The sequence below is a fragment of the Rahnella sp. PAMC25617 genome (assembly GCF_050606005.1).
GTDB lineage: Bacteria > Pseudomonadota > Gammaproteobacteria > Enterobacterales > Enterobacteriaceae > Rahnella > Rahnella variigena.
Genome location: NZ_JBOCUM010000006.1, coordinates 1 through 18,336, shown reverse-complemented (window position 1 = coordinate 18,336; position 18,336 = coordinate 1). Strand labels below are relative to the sequence as shown.

Annotated in this window: 16 protein-coding genes; all 16 read left to right on the top strand. The window is 54.8% G+C overall.

The genetic code is table 11. The features are described from left to right. Window positions 1–11: 11 nt before the first annotated feature. The 16 genes from ACM615_RS06065 to ACM615_RS05990 all read left to right on the top strand — a co-directional run bounded on the left by ACM615_RS06065 (window position 12) and on the right by ACM615_RS05990 (window position 18,271). Window positions 12–1,706 (top strand): methyl-accepting chemotaxis protein, encoded by a 1,695-nt coding sequence (locus ACM615_RS06065; RefSeq protein WP_129638691.1) that lies wholly within the window; start codon window positions 12–14, stop codon window positions 1,704–1,706. Between the two features lie 188 nt (window positions 1,707–1,894). Next, window positions 1,895–3,565: a methyl-accepting chemotaxis protein gene (locus ACM615_RS06060; RefSeq protein WP_129638692.1), complete on the top strand. Its 1,671-nt coding sequence runs from the start codon at window positions 1,895–1,897 to the stop codon at window positions 3,563–3,565. Window positions 3,566–3,662: 97 nt separating this feature from the next. Next, window positions 3,663–4,535 carry a protein-glutamate O-methyltransferase CheR gene (gene cheR / locus ACM615_RS06055; RefSeq protein WP_101078653.1) on the top strand — a complete coding sequence of 291 codons (873 nt, stop codon included), beginning with the start codon at window positions 3,663–3,665 and terminating at the stop codon, window positions 4,533–4,535. Beyond that, complete coding sequence (locus ACM615_RS06050) at window positions 4,535–5,584, top strand: protein-glutamate methylesterase/protein-glutamine glutaminase (protein WP_431011634.1); 1,050 nt, start codon at window positions 4,535–4,537, stop codon at window positions 5,582–5,584. Before cheR ends, ACM615_RS06050 begins: the two co-directional genes overlap by 1 nt. Window positions 5,585–5,630: 46 nt before the next feature. Beyond that, complete coding sequence (gene cheY / locus ACM615_RS06045; protein ID WP_104922338.1) at window positions 5,631–6,020, top strand: chemotaxis response regulator CheY; 390 nt, start codon at window positions 5,631–5,633, stop codon at window positions 6,018–6,020. A 10-nt stretch (window positions 6,021–6,030) separates the two neighbouring features. Continuing rightward, window positions 6,031–6,675 (top strand): protein phosphatase CheZ, encoded by a 645-nt coding sequence (cheZ, locus tag ACM615_RS06040; RefSeq protein ID WP_112291593.1) that lies wholly within the window; start codon window positions 6,031–6,033, stop codon window positions 6,673–6,675. 528 nt (window positions 6,676–7,203) lie between these two features. Further along, complete coding sequence (locus ACM615_RS06035; protein WP_095922324.1) at window positions 7,204–7,395, top strand: DUF4762 family protein; 192 nt, start codon at window positions 7,204–7,206, stop codon at window positions 7,393–7,395. 138 nt (window positions 7,396–7,533) lie between these two features. After that, window positions 7,534–8,208 (top strand): DsbA family protein, encoded by a 675-nt coding sequence (locus ACM615_RS06030; RefSeq protein ID WP_431011633.1) that lies wholly within the window; start codon window positions 7,534–7,536, stop codon window positions 8,206–8,208. 185 nt (window positions 8,209–8,393) lie between these two features. Next, window positions 8,394–9,155 carry an ABC transporter gene (locus tag ACM615_RS06025; RefSeq protein ID WP_232829985.1) on the top strand — a complete coding sequence of 254 codons (762 nt, stop codon included), beginning with the start codon at window positions 8,394–8,396 and terminating at the stop codon, window positions 9,153–9,155. Window positions 9,156–9,218: 63 nt separating this feature from the next. After that, window positions 9,219–11,357 (top strand): peptidase domain-containing ABC transporter, encoded by a 2,139-nt coding sequence (locus tag ACM615_RS06020; RefSeq protein ID WP_431011632.1) that lies wholly within the window; start codon window positions 9,219–9,221, stop codon window positions 11,355–11,357. 104 nt (window positions 11,358–11,461) lie between these two features. Further along, the gene (locus ACM615_RS06015) at window positions 11,462–12,535 is read left to right on the top strand and encodes an efflux RND transporter periplasmic adaptor subunit (protein WP_112291609.1); all 1,074 of its coding nucleotides are present in this window, start codon (window positions 11,462–11,464) and stop codon (window positions 12,533–12,535) included. Continuing rightward, window positions 12,528–14,471 carry a MacB family efflux pump subunit gene (locus ACM615_RS06010; protein ID WP_431011631.1) on the top strand — a complete coding sequence of 648 codons (1,944 nt, stop codon included), beginning with the start codon at window positions 12,528–12,530 and terminating at the stop codon, window positions 14,469–14,471. Before ACM615_RS06015 ends, ACM615_RS06010 begins: the two co-directional genes overlap by 8 nt. Then, on the top strand, window positions 14,468–15,862 hold the full coding sequence (locus tag ACM615_RS06005) for an efflux transporter outer membrane subunit (protein WP_129638697.1): 1,395 nt from the start codon (window positions 14,468–14,470) through the stop codon (window positions 15,860–15,862). Before ACM615_RS06010 ends, ACM615_RS06005 begins: the two co-directional genes overlap by 4 nt. Before the next feature lie 3 nt (window positions 15,863–15,865). Beyond that, a complete protein-coding gene (locus ACM615_RS06000; protein ID WP_431011630.1) occupies window positions 15,866–17,137 on the top strand; it encodes a beta-ketoacyl-[acyl-carrier-protein] synthase family protein in 1,272 nt (423 codons plus the stop codon). Then, complete coding sequence (locus tag ACM615_RS05995; protein WP_431011629.1) at window positions 17,137–17,961, top strand: MaoC/PaaZ C-terminal domain-containing protein; 825 nt, start codon at window positions 17,137–17,139, stop codon at window positions 17,959–17,961. The genes ACM615_RS06000 and ACM615_RS05995 overlap by 1 nt, the downstream gene beginning before the upstream one ends. Window positions 17,962–18,016: 55 nt before the next feature. Further along, entirely contained in the window at window positions 18,017–18,271 is a 255-nt protein-coding gene (locus ACM615_RS05990; protein ID WP_112287865.1) for an acyl carrier protein, read from the top strand. Window positions 18,272–18,336: the final 65 nt, after the last annotated feature.

Sequence of the window (18,336 nt, the reverse complement as noted above, 5' to 3'; positions counted from 1 at the left end):
AAAGGAACAACATGTTTAACCGTATGAAAGTGGTCACGGGGATCGTGATCTTACTGGTGGTCTTCGGTGCTTTACAGTTGGTATCCGGTGGCCTGTTCTTTAAATCGTTGAAGACAGACAAAGACAACTTCACCACGTCTCAGCAGATCCGCTTACAGCAGGCAGAATTCAACGCCAGCTGGATTTATCTGCTGCAGACCCGTAACACGCTCAACCGGGCGGGTATCCGTTTCATGCTCGACGCTAACCAGATGGGCAGCGGTGCCACGGTGAAAGAGCTGGTTGATACGGCGACGAAAGATCTGCAAATTGCCGATCAGCATTTCGCCAATTATCAAAAAATCCCGGTGGATGCCAGCCAGAATCCGCAGTTCGCCGCCGATGCCAAAAAGCAGTATCAGGTTCTGCATGATGCGCTTTCTGAGCTGATCGAGCTGATTGGTCTGGGCCGCATTAACGACTTCTTCGAACAGCCTACACAGCAATATCAGGACAACTTCGAAAAAGCGTTCGTGACCTATATCGACCAGAACGATCACCTGTACAACGACGCGGTGAAAGTGAGTGAAAACTCCTTCAAACACGCGATGTGGATGCTCGGTTCTGTCCTGATTGTCTTGCTGGTCTTCATCATTCTGGCCTGGACCGGCGTGCAGCGGATCCTGATCCATCCTCTGAAAAATATCGTTGAAACCATCCGCAAAATTGCCACCGGTGATCTCACGCATGAAATAGTCGTGAAAAGCCGTAATGAAATCGGCCAGCTTGCCGATAGTCTCAGGTACATGCAGGACGAACTGATCCGCACGGTTACCGGTGTGCGTCACGGTGCTGATGCTATTTACAGCGGCGCCAGCGAAATTTCGGCGGGTAACAGTGATTTATCTTCCCGTACCGAAGAACAGGCATCGGCGCTGGAAGAAACTGCCGCCAGCATGGAACAGCTGACCGCGACCGTGAAACAGAACGCCGAAAACGCCCGTCAGGCCAGCCAGCTGGCACTGAGCGCGTCAGAAACCGCGCAGAAGGGCGGCAAAGTGGTAGCAAACGTGGTTGATACCATGAATGACATCGCCAGCAGCTCGAAGAAAATTACCGACATCACCGGTGTGATCGACGGAATTGCCTTCCAGACCAACATTCTGGCACTGAACGCCGCGGTTGAGGCCGCCCGTGCAGGTGAGCAGGGACGTGGATTTGCGGTTGTGGCAGGTGAAGTGCGTACCCTGGCGCAACGCAGCGCGCAGGCAGCAAAAGAAATTAAAGGGCTGATTGACGATTCTGTCAGCCGCATTAATACCGGTTCAGTACTGGCAGAAAGTGCCGGCGAAACCATGAATGACATGGTGAATGCCGTCACACGTGTGACTGACATTATGGGCGAAATCACCTCGGCATCTGATGAACAGAGCCGCGGGATCGAGCAGGTCGCACAAGCTATTACTGAAATGGATCGGGTGACGCAGCAGAACGCCTCACTGGTTGAAGAATCCGCTTCCGCTTCGGCGGCACTGGAAGAGCAGGCCAGCCTGCTGACGCAATCTGTGGCGGTGTTTACGCTGAGTCAGACCACAAATAACAACGTGCGCCAGAACCCGGCCTCTTCGGCAAGGCTGCCTCTGTTGACTCCGAACCTTTCAGGTTCTAAAGCCGGAAAAGGTGGAGCACAAAGTACAGATTTAACTGAGAACTGGGAAACCTTCTAAGCACGTACGTCAACATCGCTACCCAAAATAGTCAGGTTTGCAGGAAGGCGGCAAACGAGGAAATCCCGATGAGCTTACTTCAGTAAGTGATTCGGGGACTCAGCGCAGCCAACGACTCTGCAGACCTGAATAACAAGGGTATTAAGAAATAAGGTGCCGGTCAGGGCTGACACCTAACGAGGTTATCCATGTTTAAGCACATCCGTGTGTCCACCTGCATGTTTTTGTTATTGATAGTATTTTTTGTGATGCAACTGGTGAGCAGTGGCTTATCACTTTATGCCGCCCACACGGATAAAATGAATTTTGAGCAGATATCGAATACTGCTGAGCAGCGTGACGCGCTGAACCAGAGCTGGTCATATCTGCTGCAAACCCGCAACACACTGAACCGCGCGGCCACGCGTCTGGCGCTTAAACAGCCTCAGGAAACCGTGACGCAACTGATGGTTGACGCGAAAAACAGCCTGAAAAGTGCTGAAGATTCTTACGCTGCTTTCCTGGCGCTGCCACGCAGAACCGAAAAGGCTTCCGAGCTGACCACCGTTAACAAAGCCAGCTACGAAGCACTGCACGGTATGTTGCAGGTGCTGATTGATTCGTTATCGCGCGGTGACATGGAGGCGTTTCTCGCCAGTCCGACGCAAAAATATCAGGATCAGTTCCAGCAGGAAGTTGGTAATTATGTCGCCTATGTCAGTGGCCGTTTCCAGCAGGCACAGACCCAGACTGCGGCGTCTTATCAGAGCGTGATAATCAACACCACGGTGATCACCCTTTTGTTGCTGGCGCTGACCGCCCTGGCGCTGGTCGTTACCCGCCGGATCCTGTTCCGTCCGCTGACCACCATGCGTGCCCATTTTGACCGTATCGGTTCCGGCGATATTTCTGCGCCGATCGTGGCGGAAGGGCGCTACGAAATCAAAGTGATGCTCGAAAGCCTGCAACAGATGCAGACCTCCCTGGCAGAAACGGTGCGTACTGTGCGCCACGGCGCTGACACCATGTTCGCTGGCCTGAAAGGCATCGCGGCGGGCAATACCGATTTGTCTTCGCGTACCGAACAACAGGCCTCTGCGCTGGAAGAAACGGCCGCCAGCATGGAACAGCTGACCGCCACCGTGAAGCAGAACGCTGAGAACGCCCGTCAGGCGACACAGCTGGCGCGTGACGCCTCAAATACCGCAGAAAAAGGCGGTGAACTGACCGGCAATGTGGTGAAGACCATGAATGACATCGCGGGCAGTTCGAAAAAAATCAGTGCCATTACCAGCGTGATTGATGGCATTGCGTTCCAGACCAACATTCTGGCGCTGAACGCCGCCGTTGAAGCCGCCCGTGCCGGTGAGCAGGGTCGCGGATTTGCGGTGGTAGCCGGTGAAGTGCGCAGCCTCGCACAACGCAGCGCACAGGCCGCGAAAGAAATCAAAGCGCTGATTGATGAATCTGTCAGTCGCGTCAGCCAGGGTTCCGTGCTGGTGGAATCCGCCGGTAACACCATGGATGACATCGTTCGCGCTGTGACCCGTGTGACCGACATCATGGGCGAAATCGCCTCAGCCTCAGACGAGCAAAGTCGCGGCATCGAACAGGTTTCTATAGCCGTCACGCAGATGGATCAGGTGACGCAGCAGAACGCCACGCTGGTTCAGCAGGCTGCTTCTTCCACGCATACGCTGGAAGCGGAGTCTGAAAACCTGACCCGCGCGGTCTCGGTGTTCCGCCTTGCCTCCGCCGGGAGTGCTCAGCCGCGCCACAACAGTCCGGCGCAGGGCTTTACACCACGTCAGGTGGCGCAACCCGCGTTAATTGCGGCGCCCGCGCGAGCAGGTTCTGCGGATAACTGGGAAACCTTCTGATAAGGCCATCTGATGAAAAGTCGCGGATGAACAGTCAGCGGATGAAGAGTGAATTGGGTACCCGTTACACCACCTGTCCCTTTAATGGAGCTGCACCATGAATCAACCAGGCTCGCCAATGAGTGCTGATAACACTTCGATCATGGCACAGATGATCCAGCGTTTACCGCTGTCAGATACCCATTTTCGCCGGATAAGTGAACTTATCTATCAACGTGCAGGAATTGTACTGGCAGACCATAAACGCGAAATGGTCTACAACCGCCTGGTCCGGCGGTTGCGTATCCTCGGGCTGAACGACTTTGGCAGTTATATGGCGTTGCTGGAAAACGACAGCAACAGCCCGGAATGGCAGGCGTTTATTAACGCACTGACCACCAACCTGACGGCGTTTTTCCGTGAAGCACACCACTTCCCGATCCTGGCGGAGCATGCCCGATCCCGCCCGAATAATTACAGTGTGTGGAGCACGGCGGCGTCGACAGGTGAAGAGCCGTATTCCATCGCCATGACGCTCAGTGAAGCGCTGGGTCCGCGCATGGCGAGCTGCCGTATTCAGGCCAGTGACATTGATACGCAGGTACTGGAAAAAGCCACGGCGGGCGTTTACCGGCTGGAAGAGCTGCGCACGCTCAGCCCGCAGCAGTTACAGAAATTTTTCCTCAAAGGCACCGGCCCTCACAGCGGCCTGGTGCGTGTGCGTCCCGAGCTGGCGCAGATGGTGGCTTTCCAGCAACTAAATTTGCTGGCGAACCAGTGGCAGCTTAACGGTCCTTTTGATGCAATTTTCTGCCGTAATGTGATGATTTATTTCGATAAAGAAACACAGGAGAAAATTTTACGCCGGTTTGTTCCGTTACTTAAACCGGGTGGTCTGATGTTTGCCGGACACTCCGAGAACTTCAGCCAAATCAGCCGGGAATTTTATTTGCGCGGTCAGACCGTCTACGGCCTCGCCAAGGAGAGGTAATGAATAAAATCAGAGTGTTGAGCGTCGATGATTCGGCGTTAATGCGTCAGCTGATGACTGAAATCATTAACAGCCATCCGGATATGGAAATGGTGGCGACTGCGCCGGATCCGCTGGTGGCGCGTGATCTCATCAAAAAATTCAACCCTGACGTACTGACGCTGGATGTTGAAATGCCGCGTATGGACGGACTGGATTTTCTGGAAAAGCTGATGCGCCTGCGCCCGATGCCGGTGGTCATGGTGTCGTCGCTGACCGGTAAAGGTTCGGAAATCACCCTGCGTGCGCTGGAGCTGGGGGCGATTGATTTCGTCACCAAGCCGCAGCTGGGGATCCGCGAAGGCATGCTGGCTTACAGCGAAATGATTGCCGACAAAATTCGTACCGCGTCAAAAGCGCGTCTGAATAAAAGCGTCAATACCGAACAGCCGCGCATTCTCAGCCATACGCCGCTGCTGAGCAGTGAAAAGCTGATTGCGATCGGGTCATCGACCGGTGGCACCGAGGCTATCCGCCACGTGCTGCAACCGCTGCCGCCGACCTGTCCGGCACTGATGATTACACAACATATGCCACCGGGTTTTACCCGCTCGTTTGCGGAACGACTGAACAAGCTGTGTCAGATCACCGTGAAAGAGGCCGAGGACGGCGAACGCGTTTTGCCGGGTCACGCCTATATCGCGCCGGGCGACCGGCATATGGAACTGGCGCGCAGTGGCGCCAACTATCAGGTTAAGTTGAACGACGGTCCGGCAGTGAACCGCCATCGTCCGTCGGTTGACGTGTTATTCCGTTCGGTGGCGCAGTTCGCCGGACGCAATGCCGTCGGGGTGATCCTGACGGGAATGGGCAATGACGGCGCTGCCGGCGTGCTCGAGATGCACCGCGCGGGGGCTTATACCCTTGCACAAAACGAAGCCAGCTGTGTGGTTTTCGGTATGCCTCGCGAGGCTATCGCCACCGGCGGCGTAAACGAAGTGGTGGATCTCAGCCAAATCAGTCAGCGGATGCTGGCACAAATATCAGCCGGTCAGGCATTACGTATTTAATTTTTCAGCCTTGTGCTGGGTAGCAAACCTTAGGAGTAGATAAAACATGGCCGATCCAAATCTGAGATTCCTGGTAGTAGACGACTTCTCTACCATGCGTCGTATCGTGCGTAACCTGCTGAAAGAACTGGGCTTCAACAACGTTGAAGAAGCGGAAGACGGCGTTGACGCGCTGAACAAACTGCGTGCTGGCGGTTTTGACTTCGTGGTATCCGACTGGAACATGCCAAACATGGACGGTCTGGATCTGCTCAAAACCATCCGTGCAGATGGCGCGCTGGCTAAATTGCCGGTGCTGATGGTGACGGCAGAAGCGAAGAAAGAAAACATCGTTGCCGCCGCGCAGGCCGGTGCCAGTGGTTATGTCGTGAAACCATTTACCGCCGCCACGCTGGAAGAAAAGCTGGGCAAAATATTCGAAAAACTGGGCATGTAGGAGCACACCTATGGCAGAGATACCAATGCCTGCAAATGATGCAGCAACCGCGGGCGATATTATCGCCCGCATTGGGCAACTGACCCGTATGTTGCGTGACAGTATGCGTGAACTTGGCCTGGATCAGGCCATTGCTCAGGCAGCTGAAGCGATCCCGGATGCACGCGATCGTCTCGATTATGTGGTCACCATGACAGCACAGGCCGCCGAGCGCGCCCTGAACTGTGTGGAAGCCGCGCAACCTCGTCAGAACAAACTTGAATCTGCCGCGAAGAAACTCGATAAGCGCTGGGATGAATGGTTTGAGAATCCGATTGAATTATCGGATGCACGCGAGCTGGTGACAGACACCCGCAGCTACCTGAAAGAGATCCCTGAGCACACCAGCTTTACCAATGCTCAGCTGATGGAAATCATGATGGCGCAGGACTTCCAGGATCTGACCGGTCAGGTAATCAAACGCATGATGACCGTGGTTCAGGAAATTGAAAATCAGCTGTTGATGGTGCTGATGGAAAATATTCCAGAACAACAGGTTAAGCAGAAACGCGAAACTGACAGCCTGCTGAACGGCCCGCAACTCGACGCTAACGGTGTCGGCGTGGTGGCCTCGCAAGAACAGGTTGATGATCTGCTGGATTCATTAGGTTTCTGATGAAGAACGTGTTGTGCCCATCCGTTTTCTGTGACAGGGAGCGGATGGGATGTTGGCTCCCTTTCCTGCGTTTTTCCTCCCTGTGTCCCCGCAAATGCTTTGCATAACGTTTCCCTTAAATTATTTTTAAAAAATTTTGCCGTCTCAGGATCCGCTATTCTTAATATTGTCTGAGAAATATCCTGCATCATAAATCAGGCAGATCTGGCATCGGGCACGGCTGAATTTATCCGGTGCGCTTTATCTTAATTTTATATCAGAAAACTCCTGTGACCTGTGTAACCGAACGGTTGAGTTTGCTCGCTTTATGTCATTTCAGGTGTATTGCCCAATTAAAAAACCGCCGTTACAATGCGCCGCATCCGATAATGAAATCCTGAATGTTTTTATTCAAGGGGATTATTTCGGAGTGCAGGGGGACATGTTTTAATCATGTTTTCTCTGTGCGGGGAATCACTGGAAACAGGTCAGTGAATAATATCTCCAGACTATTGTTATATTAATTCTAACTAAATAAGGATATCACAGATGAAAAAGATCAACATGAATGAAGCAAGCGCAATTGTTGGCGGTACCACGACTTGCGTAAACAGCTTTGAATTAAACCTGGTAGGTGATGCAACTGTTTGTAATGCAGTGAAAACTTGTACTGACAAAAATGGTGTTGTGACTAAAACCTTCACCGCTGCAGCAATCATCAACTGCGGTAACGTAGGCTGAGAAACATCCGTTTCTTATTAAATCAGAATAAATAGTTTTACTGTTTTTCTGACAGGGCGTTGTATTTCATATACAACGCCCGCCTGATATTTCCCCGGTGAGCGTCGCGTATTATTATTTCAGGATGAAAAGCCCCCCATGAAAAAAAGAATTTTGCCCATTCTGGCGTATACCGTTTTTGTCGCGGTTATTTCAGCGCTGATTACGACAGCCTGGATCCATTACCTTGTGCGCAACCAAACCAGCGATGACGGACAACAGGTACTGACGTCGCTGTCGGCGGATAAATTAGCCAAAAGTCCGATTACGGATGGGGAAGATATTATTGAAATCTTCTCATACGGTTGTCATTACTGTGCATTAAACGAAAAGAATGTTGAGGCGCTGGAAAAACGTATGCCAGCGGGTAAAAAACTGGTTCGCCTGCACTTCAGCCTGGATAATCAGGGCGGACTGGCGCGCTTTGCACCGGTATTTGCCACATTGCAGGTGATGGGCATTGAAGAAGCCCACCGTGAGAGCGCCTATGATGCGGTCATGAAAAATCACATCGATTTGGGTGATCCTGCAAAACGAGATGCGTGGCTGGCAGAGAATAAGATTAATGTCGATGAATACCATAAAGTCAGTCAGTCGGCAGAGGTCAAAGACCTGCTCGATTATATGACCCGCGTTTCACAGTATTACGACATTAATGCCACCCCGACCTTTATTGTGGCTAAAAAATGGGTAGCGATTCAGGATCGTGATTTCCCGTCATTCTCTGACAAATTACTCTCTATTTTGAAGAATGATCAGGCGCCGGAGAAATAATGAAATTCGTTGCCCTGTGGTGCGCGCTGTTTTGGAAAAACCTCACCGTCAGATGTCAGTGGTTTTTGTATAAACTCCGGCTTACTGGCTACAGGGCGCATTGTTTATTATTCCGGCACATGCATTATCGCGTTATTTTTGCTTTGTCCCACGTCAGACGCTTTTTAGGGCTGACAGGCCGCGATGTGAAATTACGGGCGGCGGTTGCGCAGTCTAACCGTCAATGTCTGATGAATGACAATAAGAAATTTGATTATATCTGGCTGACCCAGCGGCGACAGCTGCTGATTCAGGCGGTGACCTACGGACAGAATCGTCGTGCATTACGTGAGCTGGCCGACTGCTCGGCCCGGCTCAATGCGGTGGTCGAGCCGCTGCAACGCGCCGGTCAGCCGGTGATCCTCGCGCCACTACACATGGTGTCGGACGTACTCAGTACCATGGTCGGTGCCGCGGCGTTTCCGGGTAAAGCAACGGTCATTACCTCGCGCAGCGCGGATGCACATTCCGCAGCGGAACGGCAACTGGGTGGCGTCGATCTGACCTATTGTTCGATACATGAAGATAATAAAAATATTGCCGGGAATCTGATGACGTCGGTCATGGAGGCCGCCGATAATCAGCGGAATATTATTTTATTCCCGGATATCACGCCTGATTTCACGCAGTTCGCCAGTAAAGACAAAGCAGAAAAATTATCCTGCCGGATATTTGGTCGTCCCGCCAGTTTACACAGCGGTATTATCCGCCTGGCACGAATGATGTCTGCGAAGGTAATTTTTTATCATCTTTATTATGACAAGGGGTTGAATATCGTTATTCATGACCCGGTCAGTGCAAAAGAATTAAAAGAAAAAATGCCGCGCATTATTGAACAAAGTATTCGTGAACATTCAACCGACTGGATGCTGTGGCATTCACATTCGTTATTTTTTATTAATGAGTGAAAACCCATCCGCAACAGCGCAGCGATATTACTGAAAAGAACAGGGCGTTTTAAGGTATCGATTATGGATAATATTATTCCTAAGCTGGTTTATCAGGCAGAAACGAACGAATGCGCGCTGGCCTGTATTTCTATGCTGGCGGAAACTCAGGGCATCAGCGCGCCGCTGGACGTGTTACGCGAACGTTTCCCGACATCGTCCCACGGCACCGCGCTGTCGACCCTGTGCGACATCTTATCTGAGCTGGCGATCCCGGCGTATCCGGTGGCGTTTGATTTCGATGAGCTGGCAGAACTGCCTTTACCCGCCATTTTGCACTACGGTGCCAGTCACTATGTCCTGCTGGCCTATCGTCAGGGCAGCTATGTCTGCGTGATGAATCCGGCGATTGGCGAACAGCTTCTGCCGGTTGCCGCGCTCAGATCTGAAATCAGTGGTTACGCAGTGGTGCTCGATCAGGAGGCGCCGCGCACTGCGCAACCGGCAGAAAAACCACCGCGCACGCGGCGTTTCCGCGCACTCGAATGCATGAGCCTGAAACAAACGGCAGCGATCCCCGGCATTTACAAGCTGATGTTGCTGGCATTTCTGGTGTCACTGACCTTGTTCATCATGCCGGTGATGGTCAGCTCGGCAATCAACAACGTTTTCTCTTCCGGCGGCAAAACCGAATTCCCGTATTTCTATTACCTGCTGGCCTTCGTGGTCTCGACGCTGCTGGCGTTTATTGTGCGCAGCGTGACCGAGCGGTTTATCAAACGTTTTGTCGTGATGCAAAGCGTCAGCGGTTTTGCCCGGTTGCTGAGCAACACGCTTTCTTTCTTTGAGAAACGCAGCCCCGGTGAAATCTACAGCCGTTTCTCCAACTGGCAGATGGCGGCGGCGCAAAAAATCGAGCTGGACAACGGCCTGCGCGTGGACTGGGTCGTCGGCGTGATTGCGCTGGCGGTGATGTGCTATATCAGCCCGCTGCTGGCCGGTATTTCCGCCATCGGCGTCACGCTGATGGGGCTGGTCAGCGTCTGGGCGATTTTCCGCGACCGCTATTACACCCAGCAGGTTCAGGTAAAGAGTGCGGAACAAAGCGACTTCCTGCTGGAAACTATTCAGGGTTTCGCCACGCTCAAATCCGCCGGACTGAACAGCCAGCGTCAGGCGGCATTCGCCGGATATGCACTGTCGCTGTTTGACTGCCGCCAGAAACAGAAAGTGTACGAGCAGGTGAAAAGCAGCCTGTATCAGCTGATTGGCAGCCTCGAGATGGTGTTCTTTATGCTGCTGGCGCTGCCGTTGCTGAAAGATAACCGGATTTCACTGGGTGAATTCTTCGCCTACAGCTTTGTCCGTCAGATTTTTACCGCTTACATCACGCAGATTTTCTTCTCCGTGCTGCAAAAGAATCAGCTGCACGTGATTGATACCCGCGCCGCCGATCTGTTCCCGCCGGTCAGGGAAGAGGCCGCCGGCGACTTACTGCCGCCTGTCCGCTTCAGCCAGGAGCTCAGTTACCGTGAACTTCAGTTTGCTTACGATCCTGGTAAACCGGTGCTGGACCGCGTGTCGGTGACGGTGCGTCATGGCGAAACGCTGGCGATTGTCGGTGAGTCGGGCGCGGGGAAAAGTACGCTGCTGAAAGTCATTACAGGACTTATCGAACCTCAGGGCGGAGAAATCCTGGCCGACGGACAGCCGGTCAGCAGCCGTCAGGCACAGAAGCTGTTCTTCCTGCAAAGCCAGGAGGACATCCTGTTCAATACCAGCGTTCTGCAAAACATCACGCTGTTTGATCGTGAACACGACGCGCAGAAGCAGCTGCGTATAGATAAGTCGCTGCGCGGACTGAACCTGACGGAGGTGATCGACCGTCTGCCAGGCAAACAAAACGCGCTGATCCGCGAAAGCCATCCCGCGCTGTCGCTGGGGCAACGTCAGCGTCTGATGCTGGCACGTGCGATGTACAGCGATTGTCCGGTGATGGTGCTGGATGAGCCGACGGCCAATCTCGATGAAGAGACGGCGCAGCAGGTGATGCAAACCCTGATCAGCCATTGCCGTGAATACGGAAAAACCCTGATCACCGTAACGCACAGTGAAACCGCGCTGGCCTTGTTTGACCGGGTCTGTGTGATGAGAGATGGCCGCGTCGCCGCGACAACGGGCGCTGTGATTTCCGCTATCACCCCGCAAGGAGAACCGGCGTGAGTTTCTCAATCAGACACATCGCCGCCGGACACCGCAAGGCATTTTATACGCTGATCCTTGTGGTGTTGATCCTGCTGGCCGGGGCTGCGTACGGCGTACACAGCATGATGTCCGGCACCGCCGCGCCGCTGGTCTCACAGGCCATAGGTCGCGGGGATATCGAAAAAACCGTACTGGCGACCGGTATCCTCAAGCCTTCCGCGCAGGTCAACGTCGGTGCGCAGGTCAACGGTCAGTTGAAAAAACTGTATGTCCGTGCGGGCGACCGGGTCACCAAAGGCCAGTTACTGGCCGAAATCGACCCGACGCTGCAACAGAGCGAACTGCGTAAATCCGAAGCGGAACTCGACAGTGCCGTGGCGCAAAAACAGGCGTCGCTGTACACGCTCACGCAATATCAGCTGGAACTGAAACGTCAGTTACAGATGGATCGCGATGGCTCAGGTACTAAAAGTAATCTCGAGCAGGCGCAGGCTAAAGTCGATACCCAGAAAGCGCAGATCAAAGTCAACGAAGCGCAGATTGTGCAGGCGCAGATGGCGCTGGAAACGGCGAAAGCCAATCTGGGCTATACGCGGATCCTGGCACCGGTGGACGGGCAGGTGCTCGGCATCGTCACCAAAGAAGGGCAAACCGTGGTGTCCTCGCAGACCGCGCCGACCATTCTGGTGCTGGCCAACGTCGATACCATGACGGTGCAAACCCGTATTTCAGAAACCGACATCCTGAAAGTGCATCCTGGTCAGCCGCTGTGGTTTTACGTGGTCGCCGATCCCAAACATCGTTATCAGAGCGTCATGGGCACCTTGCAGGACGCGCCAAACGACGCCTTACAGGATGAAAGCACCAGCAGCCAGACTCAGCAACCTTCTGCTGTCTATTACAACGGCGTGTTCAGCGTGCCGAATCCCGATCATCTGCTGCGCACCTCAATGACCGCGCAGGTATTTATCATCACCGAACAGGCCAAAAATGTGCTGCGTCTGCCGGTGATGGCACTGGGTCAGCCACTGGGCGATGACCGGTATCAGGTGCAGGTGGTGAACGGCGACAAGACCGAACAACGGGTGATCCGTGCGGGCATCAATGACCGTCAGTTTGTCGAAGTGAAAGACGGGCTGCGCGAAGGTGAGCACGTGGTGATGATGCAAAATGAGGCGGAGACGGCAAATGGCTAATTCTCCGGTTATCGAACTTTCGCATATCTCCCGCCGTTTTGGTGAGGGCAACGCTGCCGTCACCGTGCTCAAAGATATTTCCCTGCGCGTCAATGCCGGGGAAATGCTGGCGATTATCGGTGCGTCCGGTTCAGGTAAATCGACGCTGATGAACATTCTCGGTTGTCTGGATAAGCCGTCGGAAGGCGAAATGCGCATTATGGATGTGCCTGCGCATGTGGCGACCAGCGAACAGCTGGCGCAATTGCGCAGCCAGTATCTGGGCTTTATATTTCAGCGCTATCACCTGATGCCGTATCTCACCGCCCTCGAAAACGTCACCATTCCGGCGCTGTATACCGACATGCCCGCGGCTGAGCGTCAGGCACGGGCGGAACATTTGCTCAACCGGTTAGGGCTTGGCAATCGCATGAATTACCGGCCCGCGCAGCTTTCCGGCGGGCAACAGCAACGTGTCAGTATTGCGCGGGCACTGATGAACGGTGCGCCGGTGATCCTCGCCGATGAGCCGACCGGCGCGCTCGACAGCACCAGCGGTCAGGAGCTGATGGCGATTTTGCATGGGCTGCATCAGGCCGGGCATACGCTGATTATCGTCACCCACGACCGCAGTATCGCCGAACAGTGTCAGCGTATTGTCGAAATCCACGACGGTGAGATTGTCGCGGACCGCATCAATCCGGTGATGCAGCAGGGCAAATCTCAGGGATTACCGGCCATTGCCGCCACCGGACGCACGCCGCTCTGGCAGAGTCTGAAAGAAGCGGTGCGCATGGCGTGGCGTTCCCTGCTCGGACACCGGATCCGCGCCTTTCTTTCCATGCTCGGCATCATTATCGGCATCTCTTCGGTGGTGTCCTCGATGGCGGTGGGCGAGGGCGCACGGCAGAGCATTCTCAGCCAGATAAGCCAGCTTGGTACCAGCACCATCGAAATTCAGCCCGGTCTGGGCTGGGATAAACCGCGTCCTGATTTTGAACGTTCCCTGACGCTGGAAGACGTGGATTTGCTCGGCAGACAGCCGTACATCGACAGCCTGTCGCCGGTAGTGAGCAAAACTGTGATGGCGATCCGTGGCGGTAAGCAGGTGCTGGTGTCGTTGTCGGGCGTCAGTAACGGATTCTTTCGCGTACAGGGGCTTAACTTTATTGCCGGAAACCGTTTTACGCCGCGCGATCTCGACGACCGCGAACCGGTAGTGATTATCGACCCGAATGTGCGCAGTACGCTGTTTCCCGGACAGGATCCACTGGGCGAAATTATCCAGCTTTCCGGCGTGCCTTACCGGGTGATCGGCGTGGCGGATAAAAAAGGGCCGAAGTATATCGGCGAGCAGCTCGGCGCGTGGATCCCTTACACCTCCTTACTGGAGCGCATGTCGGGGGATACGCCGCTGCAATCCATCACCCTGCGCATTGCCGACGGTTATCCGACGGATGTCGCCCAGCGCAACGTTGAGCAACTGCTGGATGCGTCGCATGGCAAACGCGATTTCTTTACCATGACCAACGACCAACTGACGAAAACCATCCGTAAAACATCGGAATCCATGACGCTGCTGATCACCGCGATTGCCGGGATTTCACTGCTGGTGGGCGGTGTGGGCGTGATGAACATCATGCTGGTGTCGGTGACAGAAAGAACGCACGAGATCGGCATTCGTCTGTCGGTTGGCGCACGTCCGGCGGACATCATGCGTCAGTTCCTGATTGAGGCGGTGGTGATTTGTACCCTCGGCGGTCTGATCGGCATTGTCGGATCCGGCGTGGCAGGGCTGATTTTTTCTCAGGTTACGCAGGAATTCACCATGATTTTCACCTGGCCGCCGATCCTTTTAGCCTGCGGTTTCTCGGCGCTTATCGGGCTCGGCTTCGGCTTTTTCCCGGCACGCAACGCCGCGCGTTTGCATCCGACAGAGGCGCTGGCACGCGAATGAACAAACTGAATTTACTCTCAATGGCGGTGATGACGGTACTGATGACCGGCTGTGGTCAGGCGCTGAAAAGCGAGTACCAGCGGCCGATGCTCTCAGTTCCGCAAACCTGGCGCGTGCAGGATACCGGCGAAGGCGTGGCGAAATTTTCCCCGCACTGGTGGGATAACTTTGATGACCCGCAGCTGTCACGGCTGATTGTTTCCGCGTTGCAAAGCAATAATGATCTGGCGCTGGCGGGCATAAAACTGCGGCAGGCGCTGCTGACGGCGGGACTCTCCGACCTGAATCTGACCCCTGATTTTTCCGCCAGTGCATCGGCCAGCAACACCAAAAATATGCGCCGCGAGACCACGCCGGTCGAAAGTTACACAAACTCACTGTCGGCCTCTTATGAGCTGGATTTGTGGGGGAAACTGGCGCGTACCCGTGAGCAGTCCGACTGGCTGGCACAAGCCTCGCAGCAGGATTTGCAGGCCACCGCGCTGACGCTAATTGGCACTACCTCACAGCTTTACTGGCAGATTGCCAGCCTGAATCAGCAGATCAGTAATTTGCAGCAAAGTCTGGCGATTGCCCGGGAAACCCTGGTGATGGTGACGTCACGCTGGAAAGCCGGTGACCTCGGTCAGCTGGATTATTTGCAGGCACAGCAAACGGTGCTTAGCCGCGAAAACAACCTGCGCGATTTGTATCAGCAGCGCGATGAAAACCGTAATGCACTGGCGATTTTACTCAGCCGCCCGCCGGGGCAATACCCTGCGGAGCGTCAGTCGCTGGATATTCATCAGAGCGTGCCGGTGGCGCAGCGTTTACCGCTTGAAGTGATCGCCAGAAGGCCGGACGTGCAGTCGGCTGAACTGAATCTGCGTGCGGCGCTGGCCGGTTCGGACGTTGCACGGCTGAGCTTTTATCCGTCGCTGACGCTGAATGCGTCGCTGAATGCCGGGGCTTCTGTTTTTCAGCAATGGTTCAGCAATCCGGCCAGAACGCTCGGATCTGCGCTCGACCTGCCGTTTATCGAATGGAACAAAGTGCGGTTGACCGTTGAACAATCTGGCCTGGATGTGCAAACCGCGGCGATTCAGTTCCGCAGCGCGTCGTACAGCGCGTTGCAGGATATCGACAATGCCATGTCGCAGCGCCTGACCTATCAGCAGGAAAAACAGCGACAGCTGCAAGATCTGGCATTAAGTCAGCAGCGGCTGGCACTGGTGGAAAGCCAGTATCGCCACGGTTCGGTGGTGTATCAGACGCTGCTCGACGCGCAGAACACCTTGCTCGACAGCCAGAACACGCTGGTCACCACGCAATATAACTATCTGTATTCCACGATGAAACTCTGGCTGGCGCTGGGTGGCGGGGAAGACAACACATTGAGTCAACAAGGATAAAGCATGCAAAAGGATGTTTTACAGACGGCAGACACGCCGCGTCGGGTGGTCGTGACCGGTTACGGTGCGGTGACCCCGCTGGGGCTGAACTCCGCCGAAAGCTGGGCCGCGATCATGGATTACACCCCCGGCTACCGCTACTGCGACAAATCAGCGGCCGGGATTAAATCGCGTTTTTATGGCCTGATTGATCATGAACCTTCGCTCAAAGGCGTGCCCGCGGCAATCCGTCGCCGCCTGCCGCGTTATGCCCGGCTGACGCTGGCCTCTGCGCGGGAAGCCATGCAGATGGCGTTTGGCGATGACAAGCCGGAGCAACATTACGATTTGCGCGACTGCGGCGTCATTATGGGCACCGGCTGGGCGGGGCAGGATGAAACCCAGCTGCATTACGAAGACTATCTGCGTACCGGTATGGGATCTCCTTTTGGCTGCTTTTTCTCCATGCCGAATTCTGCCACGGCGGCAGTCAGTTTGCTGTGGGGGTTGCGTGGCTATCAGAACACGCCGGTCGCGGCCTGTGCGACCGGAACCATCGCGGTCGGCGACGCGTTCGAACTGATCCGCAATGGCCGGGCCAGCATGATGCTGGCGGGCGCGGGAGAATCTCTGCGCTCTGATTCGGCGGTATGGAATATTGACGTGCTGGGCGCGCTGGCCAGTGAACAGGAAGAAATCACCCGCGCCTGTTGCCCGTTCAGCCTGCATCGCAACGGTTTTGTGCTCAGCGAAGGTGCGGCGGTGCTGTGTCTGGAAGAACGGGAATCTGCCCTTGCGCGCGGCGCAAACATTCTCGGTGAGATCCTGGGTTACGGCAATTTCTCGGATGCCTTTGATTTTACCGCGCCAGCCGAAGACAAAATTGCGCGGGTGCAAACCATCCGCCATGCGCTGGCGCAGGCCGGTATTGCTGCCAGCGATCTGGATTATATCAATGCGCACGGCACCTCTACGCCGCTCAATGATCTCAACGAAACCGAAGCGATCAAGATTGCGCTGGGCGAATCGGCGGCTTACGCCACGCCGTGCTCCAGTACCAAATCCTATACCGGACATCTGATCGCGGCGGCAGGGAGTTTTGAATCCATCGTTTGCCTGCAGGCGCTTGAGCATCAGATCATGCCCGCAACCTGCCATCTCGATGCGCCCGATCCAGCGTGCGATCTGGATTACGTCCCCAATGTGCATCGTCCGGCGATACTGAATACCACGCTGAACCTGAGTTTCGGTTTCGGCGGGGCGAACGCCGCGCTGGTGATCGGAAGGGGGAAATAATGCTGGCGGCTGACACTCTGCGTTACAGCCTGTCGGATGCCGAACGCTGGGCGGCATTTTCCGGTGATTACAATCCGATCCATTTTGACGCTGCCAGGGCGCAGCGTCTTGGTCTGACCGGATTATGCGTTCACGGAATGCGCGCGATGCTGGATATGAAGTCGGCGCTGAGTACCTCGCGTGAAAAGCACGGGGTTAGGGCAGAGGGACTGATGTTTACCAGCCGTCTGCGCGAACCGGTGTTGTGCGACACGCTGTATCAGGTGCCGGTGCGCGAAACGCTGCGTGATGACGGGGTGCAGCTGAGCGCCAGTTTGCGTCATGCGCAGACACAGCAGGCCAGCATCAGCAGCAAACTGACACCGACGCAGGCACTGGTGTTACCGCCGGTCACGCAGATGAATACGCTGGGCGCGCAGGAACTGGCAACGCTGCATACGCAGTTTCTGGCTGTCGGCAGCCCGGTGGTTCCGGCGTGGAGCTTTCTTGACGCCGTGCTGTTTCGTCAGCTGGTGAACGCCCCGCAGACGCTGGAAACCGTGCACAGTCTTTTGCCGTCGGTTCAGGCGAACAGTCTGGGTGACATTTTTACTCTGGTACAGGTGGTGCAGACGCATCATGAAACGCATTTTCCCCCGCGATTACTGACCCAGACAGAACAGGGACAGCGTTTCGGCGCGATACATTACGCCATCCGGCCGACGCTGGTCATGGGCGAAAAACAACGCGGACTGGTGCTGCTGGCAGGCATTCAGGCCTGGCAGGACGGTGAACCGCTGATGTCCGTCGCAGTCACGCTTAAAACCGGACCGCTGACTGAATGACACACTGATTTTTCATAAAAAACAAAGACAACTGACTCACTTAAAGGAATAAAACATGGCGAATTATGATGAGGTTTACAGCAAGGTTTGCGAGATGCTGTGTGACGCGAAGGATCTGGAACAGGAAGATCTGACCCCGGACATGCCGTTGTATCAGCTCAAACTCGACAGCCTGGATTACGTTGAACTGATGGTGCTGGCGAAGAAAGAGTTTGGGGTCACCATCGAGGCCGATTTGTTCGTCGATAACGTGAACATTACGGTGCGTGAGCTGTGCCAGTATCTCAGCGAAAAAGCCACTAAGCCATGAAAGAAGTCATGGAAAATCAATGGATTTTAATCACCGGTGGCAGCCGGGGGATCGGACGCGCCGCC